Origin of the sequence: Nodosilinea sp. E11, from assembly GCF_032813545.1 — a bacterium.
Classification (GTDB): domain Bacteria; phylum Cyanobacteriota; class Cyanobacteriia; order Phormidesmidales; family Phormidesmidaceae; genus Nodosilinea.
In genome coordinates, this window is sequence record NZ_CP136520.1 from 4,825,317 (window position 1) to 4,845,945 (window position 20,629).

The 20,629-nt window shown below is 58.7% G+C and carries 17 protein-coding genes; 7 read left to right on the forward strand and 10 right to left on the reverse strand.

The window, feature by feature from the left end; translation table 11 throughout:
• Positions 1 to 12 precede the first annotated feature (12 nt).
• The 3 genes from RRF56_RS23705 to RRF56_RS23715 form a co-directional block, all read right to left on the reverse strand.
• On the reverse strand, positions 13 to 1,710 hold the full coding sequence (locus tag RRF56_RS23705; RefSeq protein ID WP_410510679.1) for an ATP-dependent DNA ligase: 1,698 nt from the start codon (positions 1,708 to 1,710) through the stop codon (positions 13 to 15).
• Positions 1,711 to 1,745: 35 nt separating this feature from the next.
• Complete coding sequence (locus RRF56_RS23710) at positions 1,746 to 2,732, reverse strand: succinylglutamate desuccinylase/aspartoacylase family protein (protein ID WP_410510680.1); 987 nt, start codon at positions 2,730 to 2,732, stop codon at positions 1,746 to 1,748.
• Positions 2,733 to 2,999: 267 nt separating this feature from the next.
• Positions 3,000 to 4,007: a Fic family protein gene (locus RRF56_RS23715; RefSeq protein ID WP_317035619.1), complete on the reverse strand. Its 1,008-nt coding sequence runs from the start codon at positions 4,005 to 4,007 to the stop codon at positions 3,000 to 3,002.
• Between the two features lie 217 nt (positions 4,008 to 4,224).
• On the opposite strand from RRF56_RS23715, the gene RRF56_RS23720 reads away from it, so the two are divergent.
• Entirely contained in the window at positions 4,225 to 5,610 is a 1,386-nt protein-coding gene (locus tag RRF56_RS23720; RefSeq protein WP_317035620.1) for a (Fe-S)-binding protein, read from the forward strand.
• 66 nt (positions 5,611 to 5,676) lie between these two features.
• Positions 5,677 to 6,342, forward strand: coding sequence for a PAP/fibrillin family protein (locus RRF56_RS23725; RefSeq protein ID WP_317035621.1), 666 nt, complete (start codon positions 5,677 to 5,679; stop codon positions 6,340 to 6,342).
• Here RRF56_RS23725 and RRF56_RS23730 read toward each other — a convergent pair whose 3' ends face one another.
• Both RRF56_RS23730 and RRF56_RS23735 read right to left on the reverse strand, forming a co-directional pair.
• The gene (locus RRF56_RS23730) at positions 6,343 to 7,443 is read right to left on the reverse strand and encodes an alpha/beta hydrolase (RefSeq protein ID WP_317035622.1); all 1,101 of its coding nucleotides are present in this window, start codon (positions 7,441 to 7,443) and stop codon (positions 6,343 to 6,345) included.
• A 9-nt stretch (positions 7,444 to 7,452) separates the two neighbouring features.
• The gene (locus RRF56_RS23735; RefSeq protein ID WP_317035623.1) at positions 7,453 to 8,193 is read right to left on the reverse strand and encodes a PHP domain-containing protein; all 741 of its coding nucleotides are present in this window, start codon (positions 8,191 to 8,193) and stop codon (positions 7,453 to 7,455) included.
• A 175-nt stretch (positions 8,194 to 8,368) separates the two neighbouring features.
• Here RRF56_RS23735 and RRF56_RS23740 point away from each other — a divergent pair, with 175 nt between their 5' ends.
• From RRF56_RS23740 to RRF56_RS23750, 3 genes are all read left to right on the forward strand, one after another.
• Positions 8,369 to 8,590 carry a hypothetical protein gene (locus tag RRF56_RS23740; RefSeq protein WP_317035624.1) on the forward strand — a complete coding sequence of 74 codons (222 nt, stop codon included), beginning with the start codon at positions 8,369 to 8,371 and terminating at the stop codon, positions 8,588 to 8,590.
• Entirely contained in the window at positions 8,547 to 9,242 is a 696-nt protein-coding gene (locus tag RRF56_RS23745) for a hypothetical protein (RefSeq protein WP_317035625.1), read from the forward strand. The genes RRF56_RS23740 and RRF56_RS23745 overlap by 44 nt, the downstream gene beginning before the upstream one ends.
• Positions 9,243 to 9,313: 71 nt before the next feature.
• Positions 9,314 to 9,868 carry a pentapeptide repeat-containing protein gene (locus tag RRF56_RS23750; RefSeq protein WP_317035626.1) on the forward strand — a complete coding sequence of 185 codons (555 nt, stop codon included), beginning with the start codon at positions 9,314 to 9,316 and terminating at the stop codon, positions 9,866 to 9,868.
• A 73-nt stretch (positions 9,869 to 9,941) separates the two neighbouring features.
• Here RRF56_RS23750 and RRF56_RS23755 read toward each other — a convergent pair whose 3' ends face one another.
• From RRF56_RS23755 to RRF56_RS23775, 5 genes are all read right to left on the reverse strand, one after another.
• Positions 9,942 to 10,562: a precorrin-8X methylmutase gene (locus tag RRF56_RS23755; protein WP_317035627.1), complete on the reverse strand. Its 621-nt coding sequence runs from the start codon at positions 10,560 to 10,562 to the stop codon at positions 9,942 to 9,944.
• Positions 10,563 to 10,683: 121 nt separating this feature from the next.
• On the reverse strand, positions 10,684 to 11,742 hold the full coding sequence (gene ltaE / locus RRF56_RS23760; protein WP_317035628.1) for a low-specificity L-threonine aldolase: 1,059 nt from the start codon (positions 11,740 to 11,742) through the stop codon (positions 10,684 to 10,686).
• Between the two features lie 54 nt (positions 11,743 to 11,796).
• Positions 11,797 to 12,351 carry a DUF3124 domain-containing protein gene (locus RRF56_RS23765; RefSeq protein ID WP_317035629.1) on the reverse strand — a complete coding sequence of 185 codons (555 nt, stop codon included), beginning with the start codon at positions 12,349 to 12,351 and terminating at the stop codon, positions 11,797 to 11,799.
• Positions 12,352 to 12,372: 21 nt separating this feature from the next.
• A complete protein-coding gene (locus tag RRF56_RS23770; RefSeq protein ID WP_317035630.1) occupies positions 12,373 to 13,359 on the reverse strand; it encodes a YihY/virulence factor BrkB family protein in 987 nt (328 codons plus the stop codon).
• Between the two features lie 62 nt (positions 13,360 to 13,421).
• Complete coding sequence (locus RRF56_RS23775) at positions 13,422 to 18,701, reverse strand: PAS domain S-box protein (protein WP_317035631.1); 5,280 nt, start codon at positions 18,699 to 18,701, stop codon at positions 13,422 to 13,424.
• A 300-nt stretch (positions 18,702 to 19,001) separates the two neighbouring features.
• Here RRF56_RS23775 and RRF56_RS23780 point away from each other — a divergent pair, with 300 nt between their 5' ends.
• A complete protein-coding gene (locus RRF56_RS23780) occupies positions 19,002 to 20,057 on the forward strand; it encodes an NAD(P)-dependent alcohol dehydrogenase (protein WP_317035632.1) in 1,056 nt (351 codons plus the stop codon).
• 183 nt (positions 20,058 to 20,240) lie between these two features.
• Positions 20,241 to 20,627, forward strand: coding sequence for a VOC family protein (locus RRF56_RS23785; protein ID WP_317035633.1), 387 nt, complete (start codon positions 20,241 to 20,243; stop codon positions 20,625 to 20,627).
• The last annotated feature ends 2 nt before the right edge of the window (positions 20,628 to 20,629 follow it).

Sequence of the window (20,629 nt, forward strand, 5' to 3'; positions counted from 1 at the left end):
GCCAATCGTGGATTAAGGCACGGTTTCAAAGGCCGCCAGTAGCGCTTTGGCTGACTCTAAGGTATCGGCCTCGGCGGCGGGTTTGTCGTTACGCCAGCGCAGAATGCGGGGAAAGCGCACCGAAATTCCCGACTTGTGACGGGTGGATGCGACGATGCCCTCAAACCCGATTTCGAAAACCTGGATCGGTTCTACCGATCGCACCGGCCCAAACCGCTCGGTGGTGTGGCGACGAATCCATTTGTCTAGGGCGTCAATTTCGGCGTTGTCTAGGCCACTGTAGGCTTTGGTGAAGGGCACCAGAGTATCGCCCTGCCAGAGGGCAAAGGTGTAGTCGGTAAACAGGTTGGCCCGCTTGCCGCTGCCTGCCTGGGCGTAGATCAGCACCGCATCGAGGCTCATGGGGTCAACCTTGTACTTCCACCAGTAGCCGCGCTTGCGGCCCACCAGGTAGGGGCTATCGATCGCCTTCACCACTAGGCCCTCGGCCCCCTGCTGGCGGGCGTTGGCGCGCAGCTCCACCAGTTCGGCAAAGGAGCTAAAGGTCAGCGGAGTAGACTGGTGCAGGTTGGGGGCGGTGTGGACGGCGAGCAGGGTGCTGAGGTGGTGGGTGCGATCGCCCCAGCGCTTCTGCCGAATATCGACCCCGCCGTACTCCAGCAGGTCGTAGGCGATGAAGTGCACTGGGTTGGCTTCCATCACCTTTTTGCTGACTTGCTTGCGGCCCAGGCGCTTTTGCAGGTGGTTAAACGACAGCGGCCTGCCGTCTTGCCAGCAGAGAATTTCCCCATCCATGACGATGCCGTTGGGAAACGTGGCCATCATCGCTTCGATTTCAGGAAACTGGCTGGTGACCAAGTCTTCGCCCCGCGACCAGACAAACACCTGGTCAGCCCGCTTGATCACCTGGGCGCGAATGCCATCCCACTTCCACTCGGCCTGCCAGCGATCGCAGGCTTCGGCCTGAAACTTGGCTTCGTCTAGGGAGGTGGCGAGGAAAAATGGGTAGGGCTGGCTGGGGGCATTCTGCGTAGCTGCTTCACTGGTCAGGCTGGCATAGAACTCAACGGTGGGAGTAAATTCGCCCATCAGTCGGTGGGTTAGTACGGCTTCTGAGATGCCCGTGGCGGCAGCCAGCCCTTTAATTACCAGCTTTGCCGATGCGCCAACCCGAAACGCCCCGGTGAGAATTTTGTTGAGCACAAAGATTTCGGTGTTATTCAGCGCCGCCCACCAGGAGACGATCAGATCGCGCCGTTCCTCGTCGGTTTCCATCGCCTTGTACATCGGAATAATCTCCTCCATCCACTGGTGCAGGGGGATGGACCTGGAGGAATGGGATTGGGAATCGCCAGCAACTTCGGTAGGGGCAAACGGCCGTTTGCCCCTACAGGGAACAGCGCTATTCTTAGGGGAATTCCCCGCCAAATCCACATCGCGCAGCAGCAGGGCGATCACCTCTGCCGAGTCGCCCACCTGGGCGTAGCAGTCTTTAAATAGCCACTCAGGAATGGCAGAAATCTGCAAGAACACATCCCGCAGCACCCGCGAGGTCACCGTGCGGCGGCGGGTTTTGCCCAGCAGAAGGTAGAGCGCCCAGACCTTATCGGCGGGTTCAGCCTCGTGGAAATAGGCCTGTAGCGATCGCACCTTCTCGTTAGTATAGGTGGTGGCGTCTATGGCTAAAAAAAGCTGGGTAAATCGCTGCATGGTGGGCAGAATGGGCAAGCGTCGCTCTGCTCATCCTACTGTTCTGGCCCAGTCTCTGCCGTCCCACTGGCGATGTGTACTAGCGCATCCCCTTGATTAACTAGTGGATTTTGGCCGTGGCCAATTACAATGCCGGCTTTGGGGCTGCGGACCTGCACCGGTTTATCGCCAAAGGTGTCGCTAATAAAGCCCAGGGGCTGACGCTGCTTGACCTGGTCACCTAGGGCGATCGTCCGGTGCCAAATCCCGCCTCGAGAGGCGCGCACCCAGCGGGTCTCCCGCACTTCGAGGGTGACCGGCGGAACCGTGACCGGCGGGGTATACATGCCCAGGTAGGCCATCACGCGGTAGATGCCATCTACCCCGGTTTGAATGGCAACTTCATCAAATCGCAGTGCTTCTCCGGCTTCGTAGAGCAGAGTGGGAATGTTACGCTTTGCCGCCGCCTGGCGCAGCGACCCGTCGCGATGGGAGGAATGGATCATCACCGGGGCACCAAAGGCTTTGGCAAAGTCGTAGGTAGCCGGGTCGTTTAGGTCGGCCCGCACCTGGGGCAGATTAATGCGGTGAATGGCTGCCGTGTGCAGGTCAATGCCGTGGGTGCATTGGCTGACCACCTCTTTCATAAACAGGGCCGCGAGGCGACTGGCCATCGACCCCCGCACCGAACCGGGAAAGGAGCGGTTGAGATCGCGGCGATCGGGCAGGTAGCGCGACTGTTCTAGCAGCCCAAAGATATTCACCACCGGTACGGCAATCACCGCCCCGTTGAGCCGGTGGGGCTGAATGGCCCTGGCTACCCGGCGCACAATATCGACCCCGTTGAGCTCGTCGCCATGGATAGCGGCGCTGAGCCACAGGCGCGGCCCTGGCTTTTTGCCGCTGATCACGGTCACCGGTAGCGACATTATGGTGCCGGTCGGCATGCGGGCTACGGGCAAGTCAAGCCGCACCCGCTTGCCCCGAGGGATCGTTTCGCCCCCAATCACCAGCGGGTGGGGGGGCACAACATCGGTGTGCATCAGGAGCGGACTGGCTGACCCGACCCGACGCAGAGAATCTGGTGTAGGTTTCACCACGGTGGCCTCCAACTGGGGAGGGCTGCTTTGCCGCCACTATAGCCAATTTGCACCAGAATGGGCCGATTGACCGTGGGCCAGCAAGCCGGCCTAGGTACCCTCTCACCCATGACCAGCCGCCAACTCAGCTTGACAAACGCCTCGACGGCCTGGCCCAGAGTCTCTACGACAACACCTGCAAACTGCGCGGGGTAGACTAAATCGGTTTAGCTAATGCCCCCGCCTTTTATATTTTTGCTTGGGGCTCCGGGGTCTGTCTGGATATTTCATCACCACGAAACCTGCTTGGAGGGCGGGGTTGAGGTAGTTCTTACGAAAGGTGGGTTTGTGGCTGAGCGATAGCCCTGCCATCAGCTCTCGGGTGCTCCAATAGCGGTCATCCATGAGGGTGAGCAGTTGTCTAACTTGATCGCTGACTTGATCGCCTACTTGATCGCCCAAGAAACTATCCAGGGTATCGATCGGGGCACTGGGCTGGCTGAGCGCTGTCCGAATAATATCCAGCATGAACTCGATAAAGCCGGTACTGGCAGCGGCGCGATCGGCCTCTTCTAGAGCTTGGTAGTAGCGGTCTTGCTGGTCTTTAATCAGGCTTTCGATCGGCAACAGGTAAAAAAGGTTGTGCCACTGGCCAAGAATCAGGGTTTGCCAGAGGCGACCCATGCGGCCATTGCCATCGACAAAAGGATGAATGAACTCAAGTTCGTAGTGAAAGACACTGCTGGTGATCAGCGGATGGTGGTCGGTGGCGGCTAACCAGTCGAGCAGGTCGCCGATCAGCTGAGGAACGAGTTTGGCCGGGGGGGCAACGTGGGAGACCTGGGTACCTTTATAGATGCCAACACCGCCTGGGCGGAGTTTGCCAGGGTTGGTGAGAATGTCGGCCATGAGCAGGCGGTGGGCCTGGAGCAGGTCTTGGCGTGAGGTGGGAGCCCAGGTGGGGAGGGCTTCGTAGGCGCGGATTGCACCTTGGACTTCGCTAATTTCGCGGGGGTGGCCGAGTACCCGCTGGCCGTTGAGAATGGCGGTGACTTGATCGAGGGTGAGGCTGTTGCCTTCGATCGCCAGGGTGCCTTGAATAGTGCGAATGCGGTTTTGTTTGCGGAGTTGAGGTGAGGTGGTCAGCGGCGAACCGTCGAGCCGCTCAACCAGCCCAGCGATCGCACTGACCTGGTTAACGATGGTTGAGGTGATCTCAAAGGGCGGCTGATAGCTCATGACAGCATTATTGCCGAGGCGCAGGCGCAGTACCAGCGGATAGGCGCTGAGTCGTGAGTATGGCGCATCGTTACCGGTTAGGACAGCCTCGTAAGACTCGATAGACTATGCCCACCCCCGCCGATCCCTATACTGACTATTGCAGGATCTGCACTTGCAAGAGCGGAAAGGGGCGAACAATCGCGCTAGCCTAAACATAGCCCTTACCCGCGTTTCCATGCCGACCTCAGAGTCTTCAGCAGAGTCTTTAGCTCCCGCCGCTTGGCCCACGCCTGACAGTATTGCCAACGGTTTCGATGCCCAGCACCCCCCCGATCCCAAGCTGATCGACGCCTGTGTGCACTGCGGCTTTTGCCTCACCACCTGCCCCAGCTACCGGGTGCTCGGTACCGAAATGGACTCCCCCCGAGGCCGCATCTATTTAATGGATGCGATCAACAATGGGGAAGCGCCGCTGTCGGCCACTTCGGCGAAGCATTTTGACTCTTGCTTGGGCTGTCTGGCCTGCACCACCGCCTGCCCCTCAGGGGTGCAGTACGACCAGCTGATTGCAGCGGTACGGCCCCAGGTAGAGCGCAACCACGAGCGGCCTTTGGTCGAACGGGCGGTGCGATCGCTAATCTTTAGCCTGTTTCCCTACCCCACGCGGCTGCGGGCCGTGGCCGGGCCGCTGTACCTGTACCAAAAGCTGGGCCTGTCTAAGCTGGTGCAAAAAACTGGTTTGCTGGCCAAACTTTCCCCCAGCCTGGCCGCCATGGAGTCGCTGCTGCCGCCGATCACTGCTGAGAGTTTTCAAGACGATCTGCCCGAACTCGTCCCCGCCGTAGGCCAAAAGCGCTACCGGGTGGGCATGGTGCTGGGCTGCGTGCAGCGGGTGTTTTTCTCTGATGTCAATGCCGCGACGGCCCGAGTGCTCAGCGCCAACGGCTGCGAAGTGGTGATTCCCCACGCGCAGGGGTGCTGCTCGGCCCTGCCCGCCCACCAGGGGCAAGCAGCCCAGGCCCAAGACCTGGCTCGCCGCATGATCGACTGCTTCGAAGCCACCGAGGTCGATTTTGTGGTGATTAACGCGGCGGGCTGTGGCCACACCCTGAAGGAATACCACCATATTCTGCAGGATGACCCCGACTATGTTGAACGAGCCAAAGCCTTTGTCGCCAAAGTTCGCGATGTGCAAGAATTTCTCGCCCAGGTGGGCCTAACCACCCCTCTGCACCCGATCGCCGAGGGCAGTTTACCCATCGTCTATCAAGACGCCTGCCACCTGCTCCACGGTCAAAAAATCAGCCTTCAGCCCCGACAGCTGCTCAAGCAAATTCCGGGCGTCAGCCTGCGAGAACCCCTCGATGCCGCTCTCTGCTGCGGCAGTGCCGGGGTTTACAACATGCTGCACCCTGAGGTGGCCACCGAGCTGGGCCAGATGAAGGTGAAGAATTTGCTCAATACCGGTGCGGCCCTGGTGGCCTCGCCCAACCCCGGCTGTTCGCTACAGATTCAGCAGCATATGGCGCAGCAAGGCCAAGCGTTGCCGCTGTTTCACCCAATCGAGCTGCTCGATTGCTCAATTCGCGGTGTGCCGCTGCCCCTAGGGCAATCTGTTTGACCCGGCGCGGGTATTCTAAGACTCTAGGCCTAACTTCAGGCCCACCCACTTCAACCGCAGCCTGCAATGACTCCTGTTCACCATCGCCGCACCCAGCTTAAGACTCAGTTACTCCAGCAGATTGACGCCCTAGAACCTGAGACGGCTATTCTGCCCGTCGAGCACCCTGCCATCGATCAGATCATCTGTGAACTAGAAACCCTTAACCCCATCGACCAACCCCTCCGGCCAGAGCATTGGCCCATGCTGCTGGGGTCTTGGGCCTTAGTCTATGCGTCACGGGGCACTGTGGTCACTCGCCGCCTTAGCCGTCAGTTGCCGCTGCCGGTGGGTATTCGCCAGGTGTGGCAACGCCTGACTGGCCCCGAGGGCTCTAGCCCTGCTCTAGTCAGCGATCGCCCCCTAGGGGCCATCGTCAAAGACCTGCCCTCAGGGGCGATCGCCACCGAAAATGGCGCGGTGCTCTCTTTGCCCTTCCTGGGCGAGCTGACAGCCACCGTGCAGGGCATTTGGCAGCCCTACGAAGAAGGCGAAAGTGCCCGCGTCAGCTTTGGCGCTTTTAGTGTGCAGGCAACCCGCCTGCTCGGCATCGCGGGCCTGCACCTGCCCCAAATCACCGTGCCCGTGCTCGAATTTCTTCGCCAAGAGGCGCTGTGGATCACCTCCTACCTGGATGAAGACCTGCGGTTTGGGCGCGGGGCCACGGGTAATTTGTTTGTGTTTCGGCGGTAGCTAGCGATCGCGCGGCGATCGCACCCCCGAGCGCAAGTCTCCCCGGCTCCGCTTCACCGCGATCGGCCATTTATCCACCATCGTCAGCATGGCGGGCAGGTCTTTGGAGCATTTAGCCTGCCAGCCCAGATCGGCCACCACCGTATTAAAGGGGCGATTCTGCGTCATCCGATAGGCAATTTCTTCTACCTCAGTCCAGGTCAAGTCACTCTCGACAAAGGCCTGAATCATCACGTTGAGCAGATGCTGATAGCGGTTGCCCTCAGCTGTAGTCATCATCGTGTGGGGAATGTCGAGCACCTTGTTAAAGCAGGTGTACCAGCTCTGGGGCTGCTGCTTTAGGGCGGCTTCAAAGAAATGCTGGTGGTCTAGGTTGCTCACAGCGCGATCGCTCTCGCTGGAGATCGTAAACGTGGGGGCAATGGGCGCAACGGCCTGTCCTGGGGGCGGGGTTTGCTTGACCCGCTGTTGGCAAAACTGACCCATCTCTAGCACCGCTCGCAAGGCTGGCGTCGCAAACCCGCCGTAGCCTAGAGGCGGCATTGCCTTGGTGGGGGTGCCCACCCCATCGGTGCCTGGGGCCGAGGCCCAGGCAAAGTAGGTGTCTATTTTTTTGACAAATAGGTCAATTACCCTGTTGCTGCCGCTCAGATAGGGGGCACAGAGCACGGCGCGATCGATCTGGGCAGCTTTCTCTAGGGCTAGCCACCCGGCCAGGGTGCCACCGCCCGATAGCCCTCCTACGACCACATGCTTACCCAGCCGACCAGCCAAATTGAGCCACTGAATGCCAAAGGTTTGATACACCTTAGGGTCGGTGGGCAGGGGGGGCGGTGTGTCTTGGTCCCACTTGCCCGCCCGCCCGTGGCCGGGCAACAGCGGGGCCAGCACATTGTATCCAGCCCGGTAAAAGTGCTGGCCGATGGGCTCCATCTGGTAAGGGCCAGCGGTAAACCCATGGAAAAATAAACAAACCCGATTCGTCGGCTGAGAATGCAGCCAAACGCGACTGTGCAGCGCCTCATCTATGAGGCCGTAGCGGGTTTCTTGCTGTTGAAGACCGTGCTCAAGGACCGATTTAAGCGTGAGGTAGTCGACCATAGTAGAAGGCTATAACCGCCGTAGCAAGCTAGGCCCATGGGTGTCGGTGCCGCAGGTGGTCAGCAGCCCATAGTCTTGGGCGAACTGCTCCACAGTTGGGGTGTGGCGGGGGCAGGGTGCCCAGTTCTCGGGATTGGCGTAGGCATAGTAGGTTTCTAGGCCATCAATGCCTAGGGCTGCCGCCGCCGGAATCAGGGTTTTGGCCGACACCCGGTAGCGGGCTGGGTGGGCCAAAACCGCAATCCCCCCTGCTGCCTGAATGGCGGGAATCACAGCGGTGGCCAATTTGTCGTCACCTCGGGGTGCATAGCCCCGCAGGTAGGGCTCGATCGCATCATGACTGGGCGAAAAGCCGTAGCCTAAAATGTGCACCTCGGTTTCAGCTAAAAGAGTTGTGATTTCTACGCCGGTAAACAGCCGGGGAACAGCGCCACCACGCTGGCCGCGCTGGCGACTGCGGAGGGAGGTAGGGTTGCGCCACTGCCAGTCTTCGAGCCAGGCTTTGGCCTGCTGGTAGCCCCGGACCGTGTGGTGGTCGGTAATGGCAAAGGCGTGGAGGCCGATATCGACCACCTGCTCCATTAAAGCCCCAGGGGAGAGCTTGCCGTCAGAGCAAGCGGTGTGCATGTGAAAGTTGTAGGTATAGGGACAGCTGGTTGCATCTACGGCGGTAAAAATTTTCCTCAGCGTTTCGGCATCCCCGGTGCGGGGGCGCTGGCTCACGAAGCTAAGGCGGGGAGTGGCAACCATGAATCTGGGTGGAAAGTTCTGCGCTATACCTAACTACTTTATTAAATATATAACTTTGATCCGGGGGCTGAGGAAGAAATGTGCAATTGCTGGTCTTTTTAGCGCTAAATCTTACCGTCGAACTCTGTCGTTAGGTAAGTGCGCGTCGGTCTTGAGACCCATGAGAGGCCTGGTTGTGAAGTTTACCAACGCGGTTGGCGATCGCAGCCAGACGAGAAAAATGCGATCTCACCTATCTTTTTATGATGACCATGAGGGTATCGAAACTAACGAAGTTAAAGTGTTCGTTGCTGACCGATCGCTAATAAATATGGGAAAATTTTGGCTATTGCACTTGCTAGAGCGGGCCTTTGATGGTCTGGACTATGGATCGCGATCGCCCCACCCCTGCCCCTGAGTCTGCCCTTCAACCCCTGCACCGGGCCGAGGTTTGGCAACAACCGGTCGCCACCGATCTAGACCCGCAGCTGTGGGCCACCCAGTATCTGGGCGTGCTGCGCGATCTGGCCGTGCAGCCCAGCTGGATTAGCCTGGCCCACATTGCTGACCCGCCGGGAGAAGTTCTGCTGTGGATGGGGCAGCACCTTTACCGGGTCAACCAGCGGCTCAACGAAATTTTGGCTGATTTGCTCGACTGCTTTGCCCCCGCCCAGCAGCCCAACGTGCAGATTTTGGCGGCCCCCCTTGCCCCCCAGGCCAAGGTTGACGGGTTTTGCAACGATCGCACCCAACCCATCACCCTGATGGTTGACCCAGGTCGCATTGTGCCTGCCGACTGGCCGGGGCTAGTGGCCCACGAGCTGGCCCACGCGATCGCCCAGGGCCGCCGTGATGGTGCCAGCGAGTCTGACCGTGAGGGCCACAGTGAACCCTTCAGGCGAGCGATTGCCCACCTGTGCCTGGCCCAAGACCTGCCCCTGCCTGCCCCCCAGCTCGAAGCCGCCGCCCTGCGCTACTGGCCCCCCTGTCGGCGCAACCCCCAGCCCGAGCAGTTTTGGCTGGGCCTAGGTAACCTTGATCTGCCTGGGCAATCGGCCCCAGGGGGGTGACCGAGCGGGTTACCCCATTGAATGGGAGAATAGCCAAGACCGACCTTCTTAAGACAGGATGTTTGCAGATTATGAAACGCCTACTGGCCATGCTGGCCCTCGCTCTGGTGCTGTGGGGTATGGGCTTTGCCCCTGCCGAAGCCGCTATTCCCGACGATGTGCAGAAGCTGCTCGACACCAAAAAGTGCCAGGTGTGCATTCTTAACGATGCTGACCTAAGCAACACCGACCTGCACGGTGCCAACCTCAAAATTGCGGTACTCACTGGGGCCAACCTCTCGGGGGCCGATCTCAGCGCTACCAACCTCATGCTCAGCGATATGGAAGGCGCAAATCTGAGCGGGGCCACCCTGGCCAATGCCCAGATGAACGGTGCCAACTTGCCCGGAGCCAATCTCTCGGGGGCCGACCTCACCAATGTCGAAATGACCCAGGCCAACCTCAGCGATGCCGACCTGTCTGATGCCGACCTCAGCGGCGCGGTGATGTTAAGCGTCACCCTGGGCTCCGCTAACCTCAAGGGAGCCAACCTGAAAGGGGCGAATCTGCGCGGCACCAACCGCAGCATGGTGCTGTTTTGTAACACCACAATGCCCGACGGTGCGATCGAAAATCGCGATTGTTAATCTGGCTCTGGCGTGAGTTGGGGCGATCGCAGGGGCAAGGCGCGTTTGTCTCTGCGATCGCCCCTCAAAACGGTTAAGGACTGTCTTGGCCGTAGGCCTGCCACGATAAATCTACCAGCCCATTGATAATGGCTGCGGCCACGACAGCGCTGCCCTTCGGCCCCTTGGTGGTGACGTGGGGCACCATCGTATCTTGTAGACGAGCTTTAATCACCGCAGTGTCAATAAACCCGGCGGGCGTGGCCACCACCAGGGCCGGACGCACTTTTTCGGCATCGATTAAATCGACCAGGGTGGCCAGAGCCGCCTCAGACGCCCCAATCACAAAAATGCCTTCGGGATAGCGCTGGGCCAGGGTTTCTACCCCCCAAGAGGCCTGACTTTTGCCCTTTTGGGGTCGGGTGAGGGCATCCATGCTGCAATAGACGGGGTTGGCAAAGGTGTGCTGAATGCCGGGGGTAATGCCCACCTGCACCATGGGCACATCCACAATCAGGGTTGTGCGCGCCGCGAGGGCAGCGGCCCCCGATTGCAGCGCTTGGTCAGAAAAGTGGATGTGGTCTTTAAAGTCAAAATCGGCGGTAGCGTAGATGACTCGGCGCACAATTTCGTACTCCGAGGGCGAGAAGCTGTGGTCGCCAATTTCGGAGTCAATGACTCTCAAGCTCTGGGCATCAGTCACATGCCATTCCATAAACAGGGGAAGTGGGGGTCAGATTGCTGGGCTAAGTGTAGCCAGGTCTGGGGTGCAGCGCAATGGGTAGAGGGAGATGGGTGATGGTCAAGCTTCACCATCACCCATCTCCTTCTACTCCTTATTGGGTGGCAACAATGGCGCGAATGGCGTTGACGAGGCGTTCTACCTGGGCGGGCTCGATCCAGTAGTGGGTGACGGCTCGTAGGGTGCGATCGCCGTAGCCGCCCAGGTACAGCCCATACTCTAGCTGGAGGGTCTTGATCAGCTCCGCTGGCGTTACAGGTACTTCTGCCGCCAGATCAAAAAACACCATGTTGGTTTCGACCACCGCTGGGTCAATGTCGATGCCAGGGATGGTGGCCAGCCCCTGGGCTAGGGTTTGGGCCTGATCATGGTCGCTCTGCAACCGCTGGGTCATGGTCTTGAGGGCAATAATGCCCGCCGCTGCCAGCCCCCCTGCCTGGCGCATGCCGCCGCCCAGTAGCTTACGGTGGCGGCGGGCCTGGTGAATAAACGCCTTGCTGCCGACCAGCAGCGACCCCACCGGGGCACACAGCCCCTTGCTCAGGCAGATGCTGACCGAATCGACCTGGGCAGCCATGGCCGCTGGATCGAGGCCTAGGGCGGTGGTGGCGTTGAATAGGCGAGCCCCATCGAGGTGAACTTTGAGATCGTGGGTCTGGGCCAGGGTATAGATCGCCGCAAAATAGTCGAGTTCAATGGCCGCGCCGTGGTTGCCGCCAGAGCTGTTTTCTAGCAAGATCAGGCGGCTGTGGGGCAGGTGGGGGTTGTCGCTCCGAATCGCCGCTTTAATCTGATCCAACGCCATGCGGCCCCGGCTATCGGTGGGCAGCGGGCGGGGCGTAATCCCCCCTAGCACCGCAATGCCCCCGGCCTCCCAGCAGAAGGTGTGGGCGTCTGCACCCAGAATGGCTTCGTCGCCGCGCTGGGCATGGGTGAGGGCCGCGATCAAGTTGCCCTGGGTGCCGCTGGTGACAAACAGTCCTGCCTCTTTGCCCAGCAGGTTGGCCGCCAAGGTTTCTAGTTGATTGACGGTGGGGTCTTCGCCGTAGACGTCATCGCCCAGTTCGGCGGTGGCCATGGCCTCGATCATGGTGGGGGTGGGCCAGGTGACGGTGTCGGAGCGGAAGTCGGTGGAGGGGTGAATGGTGGCCATGGGGGGGGAGAGTGAAGGGTGAAGAGTGGATGGGTGAGGGGTGGATGGGGGCGGCTAGGGGTGGAGTTCGGCGATGATGTGGCCGGGGCTGACGAAGGACATGCCCTGTTGGGAGGTGGTGCTGATCATTACGGCTTCGATCACAGGATTGCTGACGGGGGCGATCGCCTGCCACTCGACAATAAAGTTAGCGCCCGCCCCGCCAGTGGTGTTGGTGCGGTCAACCACGATTTCTGTAGACGCCAGAGGACCAAGCTGAATTGGCTGATCGAGGTAGGTGCTGATGCGATCGCCCCCTGAGTTGTAGTAGTCGAGGGTGGTAATGACAATGGGCTGACTGCGATCGCTGTTGCGCAAACTGAGGGTAACCGTGAGCTGAAAGGCGCGGTTGCTATCAGAGTCGAAAATTTCTGAATACACTGGCACGTAGAGGGTTTGGCCCTGTACAGGGTCTGTAAGGGCGGTGGCTAAGACGGTAAGGCCGGGGCGATCGCCAAACCGCTGCTGGGTTGAGGGGCTAGGAGCTGGGCTATTAGCCGGAGCCTGAGGTGCGCAGGCCGACAGCACACTCAGCCCTAGCGTGACCAGAAAACCCTTAAACTTCGCCATCGAATACTGCCTCCTAGAACCCTACTGTAGAGGAGCGCTTCCTCCTTCGCCCACTCCTGGCCCAAATCTAGCGACCCGTCGCCTGCTGCCAAACAGATGGGCGTAGACAAACGAAAATTCGCACCCCGCAAAGAAGATCTGGCAGGCCAGAAAAATCCACAGCATTAAGATCATCACGCTGCCGATGACGCCATAGCTGACAAAGCGACTGCCCAGGCTGATGATGCTGTTGCTGACCAGCCATTGCAGCAGGGCCAGCAGGACGGTGGTGAGCAGCGCACCCGGCCAGATGTCGCGCCAGGAGAGCCGGATGGTAGGTAGAATGCGAAACAGGCCCGCGATCGCCAAGCCCAGGCCCAAAAATGACCAGCCCGCCTGCAACCCCTGGGCCAGTAAGACTTCGTCAATCTCCCAAACGGCAAAGGTTTCTTGAAAGGTGGTAATCAGGGTGAGAATCGCCCTAATCACGATATTCGACACCAGGGAGGCCAGCAGCAGTAGTGCCGTGGCCAGCACCAGCAAAAACGCCGACAGTTTATTGAGCAGGAAAAAGGTGGCCATTTTGACCGGCGACCCCGCTTCGCTGACCTGGCTGGGCGACTCCCAAATCTTGTTGACCGATCGCTTGAGCATGCCAAAGATGGTGCTGGCGGCAAACAGCAAAATGCCAAACCCAATCAGCCCAGCCCCAACGCTGTTTTCGTAGAGAGAAATGATGGTGTCTCGAATCAGGTCATGTACCTCGGGGGGCAGGTAGCGCACAATCACATCTTGAATAGCGCTAAAAACTTCGGTGTTGGGGCCGACCAGCGCCCCAATGACGCTGAGCACCACCAGCAATAGTGGAAACAGCGAAAACAGCGCGTAGTAAGATAGGGCCGCCGCCATGCCAGGCACATTGTCGCGATCCCACTTGAGCCAGGTTTGAATCAGTAGCTGAGCCGGTTTAGAGGGGAGCACCTGGGTGCGCAGGTAGGGGATGAGGCGCGATCGCACGGAGTTGAGCATAGGTGGGTGCAGAGAAACCGAGGCTATTATCGCCCACCTCCGCAACCGGTGCCGACGCGACCCTAGCCTGCTTGTGTTCGGGACTGCACTAGGGTGGCGATCGTTCTCACCAGTACGTCGGGTTCGATGGGTTTGGCCAGATGCAGTTGAAAGCCAGCGGCCAGCGCCTGCTGCTGGTTAACCTCTCCCGCATAGGCGGTCAGGGCGATCGCGGGGATATTACCGCCCTGGTCGGGCAGCCTGTTGCGGATTTGCTGAATTAGCGCGTAGCCATTCATCTCAGGCATGCCAATATCGCATAGCAGCAGGTCGGGCACCGACTGATTGAGCAGGCTGAGGGCCTGTAGGGCTGAGGCCGCCGTGGCCACCTGCGCTCCTGCCTGGATGAGAATGAAGGAAGCCAGTTCTCGCATGTCGGCCTCATCGTCTACCACCAAGACCCGTAGCCCGGTTAGGTCGGTCGCTTGGGTCAAGGGTTCAGCAGAAGAGGGTTGATCCGGGTTGGCTAGGGTGAGAGGGAGCCGCACGGTAAAGGTCGCACCGAGGTTTTGGCCTGGGCTTTTGGCTGCAACCAGCCCGCCGTGCAGTTCGGTGAGCTGACGCACGATCGCCAAGCCGAGGCCGAGGCCGCCAAACTGGCGGGTGGTGGTGCCATCTTCTTGCCGAAAATAGTCAAACACGTGGGGCAAGAAGTCGGGATGAATGCCCTTGCCGGTGTCTCTCACCTGGATTTGGGCGTAGGCATCAACCTGCTCTAGGGTGATGGTCACCTGGCCCCCCGCCGGGGTGAACTTGACCGCGTTGGAGAGCAGGTTCCAAATCACCTGCTGCAGCCGATTGGTATCGCCTAAAACCTGGCCTGCGATCGCATTCAGCGTGATTTGAAGGTGAATTTGTTTGGCTTCCGCCGCCAGGCGCACGGTTTCCGCCGCCGCTTCAAGGGTGGTGACCAAATTTACCGGGGCAATGGTCAGGGTCAGCTTGCCCTGCAAAATGCGGGAGACATCAAGCAAGTCTTCGATCAGCTGGGCCTGGAGTTTGGCATTGCGCTCAATCGTCTCTAGGGCCTGGTCGGTTTTGGCCGCATCTAGGGGCTTGCTGCGCAGTAGTTTGGCCCAGCCCAAGATCGGGTTGAGGGGCGATCGCAACTCATGGGACAAGACGGCTAAGAATTCGTCTTTAATGCGGTTGGCGGCTTCGGCTTTGGCGCGATCGCGCTGAGCAGCCTGGTAGAGCTGAGCATTTTCGATCGCCAAGGAAGCCCGGTGGGCCAATTCTTCGGCCAGCTGTAAATCGGTGGGGGTGTAGCGGCGGCCCGACTCCGCCGAGATGAATGAGATCACGCCGATAACACGGTCTTGGCTGCACAGCGGCACCGTCATCACTGAGCTAAAGCCCACCTGCCGCAAAATCTCTAAATGCTCAGGGTCTTGGGCGGCGTGGACCAACAGTTCATCCGGAATTTCAGGCACAAAGTCTGACTGTCCGGTACGCAGGGTCAGGGCGGCACCGCGCTCTGCATTGATATCTAGAGGGTACTGGTCTCGAAGCTGGTAAGCCCATTCCAGCTTGGCGGGGTCAACGTGGGCGACGGCAATTTGGCCAATGGTGCCATTCTCTTCCACAATGTGGACGGTACACCAGTCGGCCAGTTTCGGGACCGTGAGTTGGGCAACTTGCTCCAGGGTGGTTTGGTAGTCGAGGGAAGAGGCCAATACGGCGCTCGACTCCGAAAGATACTGCTGGGCGTGCTCTAGTTTGACGCGATCGGTGATATCGACCACATAGGCTAACAGCCCTTCTACTCGCTGATTTGAGTCCACCGTTGGCAGGTAGTAAACGTTGTAGTAGCCGGGATGGCGATCGTCACGTCCAGGGGCATTGATGGCCAGGTTGGGCGAAATAAACGGCTCACCGGTGGCATAGATCTGGCCAACAACCTCGACGATGGCCGGATCGGTTTGACTAAAGAGCTCCGGCACAGCCTTCCCCAGGTGATAGTCACGGGGTAGCCCGTTGATCTCAGCCAGGGCATCGTTGATGGCGACAAATCGCTGCTCACTGTCCAATAGCGCCAGCCCTACCGGGGAGGTGTCCACTAGAGTAGCCAATTGTTGTTGGGCGGCTTCGGCCTGGGCTCGGGCCAGACGTTCGCGCTCTAGCAGTTGTTCGCGTTCCTGCTCGGCTTGCTTGCGCTCGGTGATATCCAGCACCAAGGATAAGACTGAACTCATCTGCCCCGATTCGTCTTTCAGACTGGAGTTGTACCACTCGCAATGAACTACGGCACGATCTTTGGTGTAGTTGCGGTTGTATGACAGGATGTGGGGCTCTTCACCACAGACCAGCCGACGGCAGACCTCGGCCACAGGCTCCTGATCCTCCTCATAGACAAACGGGATCTCGGTCAAGGTTTTGCCCAGCATTTCTTCCGCTTGCCAACCCAAGATGCGCTCGGCCCCCGCAGACCACCGAATTACCCGAAAGTCTCGATCCCACTCGACGACGGCCATGGGCGTGTTTTCAACATGGAAGTTGAGCTTTTGCAGCGCCTGATGCAGGGCTTCTTCCGCTTGCTTGCGTTCGGTAATATCGATCACCGCCCCGATCGACTGCTTAGGACGGCCTTGCACATCGTAGGAAAACTGCCCTCTGGCTTCGACCCAGCGAATAGAGCCATCGGGCCAGCGCAGACGATATTCGTGATGGTACTCGGTGCGCTCCTGAATCGCCTGCTGAGACTTGGCGTTGATGGTTGCCATGTCATCGGGATGAACACGGCTGGCCCACATCTCGTAGCTTGGTTCACATTCGTCGGGTTGATAACCCAAAATAGTGAAATGCCCCGCCGACCAGCGCATGGCATCGGTCTGCATATCCCATTCCCAGGTGCCCATCCGGCCAATGTTGAGGGCGAGCTGTAGGTAAGCCTCACTGTCGCGCAGTTCGGCTTCGGCCCGCGATCGCTCGACGGCCAGCCAGGTTTTTTCAGCGATGCGTTCCATTAGGGCCACATCGTCCGTTGTCCAACGGCGTGGCCTGGTGTGAAGGAGCACCAGGAGGGCGACAAACCGCCCCCGCTTCACCAAGGGTACGCAGAGCAGAGCCTGGGTTTGAATGCTGGCAAAGGTTGCCGCACTGGCTCCAACGGTGCGAGGATCGCAATTAATATCGTCGACCACAATGGTTTTGCCCTGCTTGAGCTCGGCAATGATGTCGGCTCCAAGCGCATCTAAGGGATGTTGGCCCACCACACTGCTGACGCCATCGCAGTAATCGCAATTGACGATCACCTGGGCTTGGGCGGCATCGATTTCACCGTAGGCACAGCGGGTGACGTTGAAATGCTGGCCGGTGGTGGTGACCATCTGCCAAATAATTTCTTCGGAGTCTTGCAGGGTGCGGGCGGCATCATTCAGCTCAATCAAAAACTGCTGTTGTCGTTCTTTTTGCTGGAGTTCTGTCAGCAAGGTTTCTCGGTTGGCTTCAATTTGCTTGCGATCGGTAATGTCGATGGAAACCCCAGTCATGCGTACGGCTTGGCCCGCTTCGTTAAGATAAACTTGGCCCCGGCTCTTCAGCCAGCACTCTCCACCGTCGGGGGTGACCACTCGATACTCTTGGGCAAAGGATTGGTCTCCCACGACCGCCTGATCGACTGCTTGTTGTAACAGCGGTCGATCGTCAGGATGAATCAACGCTCGAAACGCCTCGGTGGTACCTACCTCCTGGCCCCAAATGTCTTTGGCATTGGGAGAACAGACCACCTGCTGCGTTTCTAGATCCGCATCCCAGGCCACCATTTGGGCCGAGGAGAGGGCTAGCTGTAGTCGTTCTTCGGCCTGCCGTAGGTTTCCCTCAATCTGCTTGAGGCGGGTCACATCGTGAAACATGCCAATGCTGATCGCGGGATGCCCATACATGGCGGGTAGGGTTTCTCCCCAGCACAGGGTGGCCCGAATGCCGCTGGGGGTATGCCAGTTCAGCTCATAGTTCTGCACCTGCTCTCCACGGGCAATCAGCACACCTGGTATTTGGTCGGTGGCAATGCGATCGCCCTGGGCATCGGTGCAGTAATAGGTGTTGGTATAGTCTTCTAAGAATTTATGTTTGGGTAAATCACTCCCCGCTAATTCATTCGCAATCCGGTTAGAAAACGTGACTTTTGCCGTTTCTGGCTCAATGAAAACCGTGGGTGTTGGCATTAAGTCGAGGACGGCTTCTAACCATTTCTGTTGGTTTTCGAGATCTTCTGTTTGCTGTCTGAGAAGCCGTTCGGTGTGCTGGCGTTCGGTCATGTCTTGAAACACCACTACGGCGGCCAAAATTTGCCCCTGTTTATCTAAAATGGGGGCCGAATTGGTGCTAATTACAGTGCGCTGACCATTCTTCCAGCGGAGCTCCATCTCCTCGTGGGTCACGACCTCGCCGTCTCTCAGCGATCGCAGTAGCGGAAACTCATGGGGGTCATACTTTTGTCCATCGGGGCGAAACGCTTGAAAGGGAGCGATGGGGGTATAGTTATCCAGCTCATAGGACTGCTCGTAGCTATAGTCCAAAATTTGTTTCGCCTGCTCATTGGCTAGCACTAATTTGTTAGACGCTGCCTCGGCAATCAATACGCCTGCCGGCATCTGTCGGAGCACCGCTTCAAACTGGGCGTGTTCTGTCTCTAGATCGCGGAGTAATTGCTCTCGCTCTCGCTCGACCTGCTTACGTTCGGTGACATCGCGAAAATAAACCGTGATGCCCGCCGCTGAGGGGTAGGCGTTGACCTCCAACCATCGATAAAGGGGATCGCCAAACTCTTCCCAAGCCACCGGAACTTGTTCCGCGATCGCACGATGCATGGCCTCGTAGGCTACCCCACCCACCAGCTGAGGAAAAACCTCGTTCCAAACCTGCTTGCCGAGCAGGTCTTCAGGGGCTTTGTGCAAGATCTGAGCTGCCGCCTGGTTGACATAGGTGTAGCGCCAGTCGCGATCAAAGGCTACAAACGCATCGGTGATGCTTTCTAAAATAGCGACGACTGTGTGCTCCGTTGCCCGCTCGACTTGACCTGGGGCATTCGCTAATTGCTCTTCCAGCAACTGGTTCTGCTGCTGTAGCTCAAGCAACTGGGTTTGCAGCCGTCCGATTTGAGTAGTTTCTCCGTCGGAGGCGGCATCTGCCTCTTCTAAACTGCGGGCAAACTGTTCAACGATTTCAGAGCGGGAAATCCCCTGGTGTTTGGCTGCCTGATCGAGCGATCGCCAAGCTGTAGGAGTTAGAGATAGGCTGACTCGATGTTTGGTCTCTCGCTCCCAGTTGTTCACAAACTTGCCGCTCGCGTCGCGTTTCATGGAGGATGGAGCCGTATGCATAAACGGTAAATCCATTCAACTCGACTGTGGCATGACTATAAATCATCCCTAAGACTGACGTTTTAGCGTAAGCAAGACTTAGACAGGGCTATGCCAATCATGCCGTTAAAGCAGCGACGCAGAAACCGGGTTTCGATGCCGCCGAGCGAGCGGTAGGCCGCAAAGCTCAGGCCAAGGAACCGACACAAAATGGCAAAAATGGTTCTTTAGGGGCATGCCTAAAGCCTACCAATACCTTAAGAACAGTAAAGCAACTATCACCTCCCTAGGGCAGAACCTATGACCACGACTGTACTCGGCTACGCCGCCAAGTCTGCTACAGATGATCTGGCCCCCTATCGCTTTACGCGTCGCGATCCGCGCGCTAACGATGTGGCGATCGAAATTCTCTACTGTGGTGTCTGTCACTCCGATTTGCACACGGCCCGCAATGACTGGGGCGGTACGACCTACCCCGTCGTGCCCGGCCATGAGATTATCGGTCGCGTGGTCGGCGTGGGTGACGCGGTGACGCGGTTTAAGCCGGGCGATCGGGTCGGCGTCGGCTGTATGGTCGATTCTTGCCAGCGCTGTGCGCCCTGCGGCCAGGGGTTAGAGCAATACTGCGAGGAGTCTCCCACCTTTACCTATGACGGCAGCGATCGCCAGGATCAAACCCCCACCTACGGCGGTTACTCCCAAAACATCGTCGTGTCAGATCAGTTTGTGCTGAAGATTCCTGAGGGGCTAGACCCCAAAGGGGCCGCACCGCTCCTGTGCGCCGGGATCACCACCTGGTCGCCCCTGTATCACTGGCAGGTAGGCGAGGGTAGCCGGGTGGCGGTGGTGGGCCTCGGCGGGTTGGGGCACATGGCGCTGAAACTGGCGAAGGGGCTGGGGGCAGAGGTGACGCTGTTGACCCGTTCCCCCGGCAAAGAAGAGGATGCCCGCCGACTGGGGGCCGATCACATTGTGATTTCCACCGACGAAGGGCAAATGGCCGCTGCCAAAAACCAGTTTGACCTGATCATCGACACCGTACCGACGGAGCACGATCTCAACCCCTACCTGTCGACGCTAGCCCTTGACGGCACGCTGGTGCTGGTGGGGCTGCTCGGCAATCTGGTGCCAACCCTAAATACGGTGCCGCTGATCATGGGGCGCAAATCAGTGGCCGGGTCGCTGATCGGCGGCATTGCCGAAACCCAGGCCATGCTCGATTTTTGTGGCGAACAGGGCATTACCGCCGATGTCGAAGTCATCGACATTCAGAACATCAATGAAGCCTATGAACGGATGCTGAAAAGCGATGTGAAATATCGCTTTGTGATCGACATGGCTTCGCTAACGGCCTGATGAGTCAAATTCACTCCTATGCTATCTACAGCAGGTAGCCCCACCCCCCTGCTTGATATAGCTGTGGCCAGCCTGGTTAAGACATCTCCCGTTTGAACGTTCAAACATTCTCAAGAGCTTCTGGATGTCCTAACCCAGGTGATCATGGCTATATCTCAGCTGTTGTCCTCTATGGAGCAAGCTATGAATCCGTTTCAGCAACCTGGTGCGTTTAGCTGGTGCGAGTTAGTTACCCCCGATGTCGCCGCCGCCAAAGCGTTTTACGGTCCGCTATTTGGCTGGACGCTCAAAGAAGGCCCCCTCGGCGATACTCCTTACACCGTTATTGAAGTGGAGGGCAAGGAGATTGGCGGTATGGCCCCACCGCCGCCAAACCAGGCGAATATGCCGCCCACTTGGGGGGTCTACATTACGGTGGAGGATGTGGATGCGATCGCAGCACAAGCCACAGCCCTGGGCGGCCAGGTGCTGCTGCCGCCCCTGTTGATTGAGGGCACGGGCAAGTTTACGCTGATTCGAGACCCGCAAGGGGCAACGTTTTGCGCGATTGAATATGCCCAGCGCAGCTAGAT

Bases quoted from the DNA above. Each gene is read 5' to 3' on its own strand.
- RRF56_RS23705 (WP_410510679.1), bottom strand. From the start codon at position 1,710: ATGCAGCGATTTACCCAGCTTTTTTTAGCCATAGACGCCACCACCTAT.
- RRF56_RS23710 (WP_410510680.1), bottom strand. From the start codon at position 2,732: ATGCACACCGATGTTGTGCCCCCCCACCCGCTGGTGATTGGGGGCGAA.
- RRF56_RS23715 (WP_317035619.1), bottom strand. From the start codon at position 4,007: ATGAGCTATCAGCCGCCCTTTGAGATCACCTCAACCATCGTTAACCAG.
- RRF56_RS23720 (WP_317035620.1), top strand. From the start codon at position 4,225: ATGCCGACCTCAGAGTCTTCAGCAGAGTCTTTAGCTCCCGCCGCTTGG.
- RRF56_RS23725 (WP_317035621.1), top strand. From the start codon at position 5,677: ATGACTCCTGTTCACCATCGCCGCACCCAGCTTAAGACTCAGTTACTC.
- RRF56_RS23730 (WP_317035622.1), bottom strand. From the start codon at position 7,443: ATGGTCGACTACCTCACGCTTAAATCGGTCCTTGAGCACGGTCTTCAA.
- RRF56_RS23735 (WP_317035623.1), bottom strand. From the start codon at position 8,193: ATGGTTGCCACTCCCCGCCTTAGCTTCGTGAGCCAGCGCCCCCGCACC.
- RRF56_RS23745 (WP_317035625.1), top strand. From the start codon at position 8,547: ATGGTCTGGACTATGGATCGCGATCGCCCCACCCCTGCCCCTGAGTCT.
- RRF56_RS23750 (WP_317035626.1), top strand. From the start codon at position 9,314: ATGAAACGCCTACTGGCCATGCTGGCCCTCGCTCTGGTGCTGTGGGGT.
- RRF56_RS23755 (WP_317035627.1), bottom strand. From the start codon at position 10,562: ATGGAATGGCATGTGACTGATGCCCAGAGCTTGAGAGTCATTGACTCC.
- ltaE (WP_317035628.1), bottom strand. From the start codon at position 11,742: ATGGCCACCATTCACCCCTCCACCGACTTCCGCTCCGACACCGTCACC.
- RRF56_RS23765 (WP_317035629.1), bottom strand. From the start codon at position 12,351: ATGGCGAAGTTTAAGGGTTTTCTGGTCACGCTAGGGCTGAGTGTGCTG.
- RRF56_RS23770 (WP_317035630.1), bottom strand. From the start codon at position 13,359: ATGCTCAACTCCGTGCGATCGCGCCTCATCCCCTACCTGCGCACCCAG.
- RRF56_RS23775 (WP_317035631.1), bottom strand. From the start codon at position 18,701: ATGAAACGCGACGCGAGCGGCAAGTTTGTGAACAACTGGGAGCGAGAG.
- RRF56_RS23780 (WP_317035632.1), top strand. From the start codon at position 19,002: ATGACCACGACTGTACTCGGCTACGCCGCCAAGTCTGCTACAGATGAT.
- RRF56_RS23785 (WP_317035633.1), top strand. From the start codon at position 20,241: ATGAATCCGTTTCAGCAACCTGGTGCGTTTAGCTGGTGCGAGTTAGTT.